The 1295-nt window shown below is 35.8% G+C and carries 2 protein-coding genes; both read right to left on the bottom strand.

Features of this window, described 5'->3' with window-relative positions; translation table 11 throughout:
- Nucleotides 1–461 precede the first annotated feature (461 nt).
- The gene (locus tag H964_RS12295) at nt 462–614 is read right to left on the bottom strand and encodes a hypothetical protein (protein WP_156823651.1); all 153 of its coding nucleotides are present in this window, start codon (nt 612–614) and stop codon (nt 462–464) included.
- Nucleotides 615–986, bottom strand: a complete 372-nt coding sequence (locus H964_RS12300; RefSeq protein WP_039764181.1) for a hypothetical protein — start codon at nt 984–986, stop codon at nt 615–617.
- Nucleotides 987–1295 lie beyond the last annotated feature (309 nt).

Raw genomic sequence — 1295 nt, forward strand, 5'->3', positions numbered from 1 at the left:
ACTCAGCTCCGTGCTGTTCTCCTTAACTCCTTTGAACTTAGAAACTTCTGTAACCTCATTAAAGTCCCTTCTATCTCTACCTTCTCAAGATTCAGAAAATTCTTTTGCTCTGAAATAGAAACTCTATTCTACAATATCGCAAAATACGCTCAAAATCTATCTTCCCAGCTAAATCCTGAACTCGCTTCTACCATTATCTTCGATACTACTGCCCTTAAACCTATGCTCAAAGAAAATAACCCTAAATTTATCCAGTCTCAACTTAAAAAAACTAAATCTCAAAACTCTGACCTCGAAACATCTGTCATCTATTCACTTACATATTCTAACCTCCCCAAGTTCGCTTCTGCTTCTCCTATTTTCTCACTTATGTTCGCCAATGGTCACTTCTGCTATAGCTTTAAATTTGCCATCCTCACAAATGGCTTCGGTATACCTCTTGTAATCTCCCCTGCTACCGCTCATTCTTTCAATAATTCTCTCGACCCTGCTTTGTCTAAAACTATCTCCGACTCAAAAGCTCTTGTCCCTGCTTTAATATCATTAAAAAATAACTTCACAAATGACTCTTTCTCTACTTTTATCGCTGACAGTGCACTCGACTCATATTCCATCTATTCCACTTTATTCAAAGACTTCAATTTCTCAAAAGCTATTATTCCTCTAAATCCCAGAAACTCTAAATCTACTTCTAATACCCCTACCTCTGACCCCAATATCTCTATCTCACCAGATGATACTCCAATTTGTAATAAATTCAATCTACCTTTCAAATGTGAAGGTATGTGCAAAGGTAAAAATCGCTCGCAAAGAATTAAGTGGCGCTGTCCTCTCTCCTCTTTCAAAGATAATAAACGCACCTGCTCTTGCCCTGAGCCTTGTACTTCTTCTAAATCGGGCCAAATAGCTACATCTACCCAGATGCCAACTTGCGACTTTGCCCCGGTATCAACAAAAACTCTATCCAGTTCGAAAAACTCTATCATTCAAGAGTTACTATAGAGCAAACTATCTTCCAGCTTAAATCTTCACTCGGCCATGATACTTTGTTCTCTCGTAACTATATCTCTCTTTTTTCTGACTTCTTGCTCTCTGCAATTTGTATACTCCTTGTTTTTATTCTTTCTTTTGTTATACCAAAGTCTCAAAAATCTATTACATATAAAAAACTTCAAAAATTTAAAAACTCATAGCTTGAATTTGATTTCAACTTTTAAAAATTTGCATTTTTTATTCAATATAAATTGCCTCTTCTAAATCCCTTTTAAAGTAACTATCTAAAAGGGTTTGAGATA

This window comes from Caldicellulosiruptor sp. F32 (genome assembly GCF_000404025.1).
Taxonomy (GTDB): Bacteria; Bacillota; Thermoanaerobacteria; order Caldicellulosiruptorales; family Caldicellulosiruptoraceae; genus Caldicellulosiruptor; species Caldicellulosiruptor saccharolyticus.

Bases quoted from the DNA above. Each gene is read 5' to 3' on its own strand.
- H964_RS12295 (WP_156823651.1), bottom strand. From the start codon at position 614: ATGGAATATGAGTCGAGTGCACTGTCAGCGATAAAAGTAGAGAAAGAG.
- H964_RS12300 (WP_039764181.1), bottom strand. From the start codon at position 986: ATGATAGAGTTTTTCGAACTGGATAGAGTTTTTGTTGATACCGGGGCA.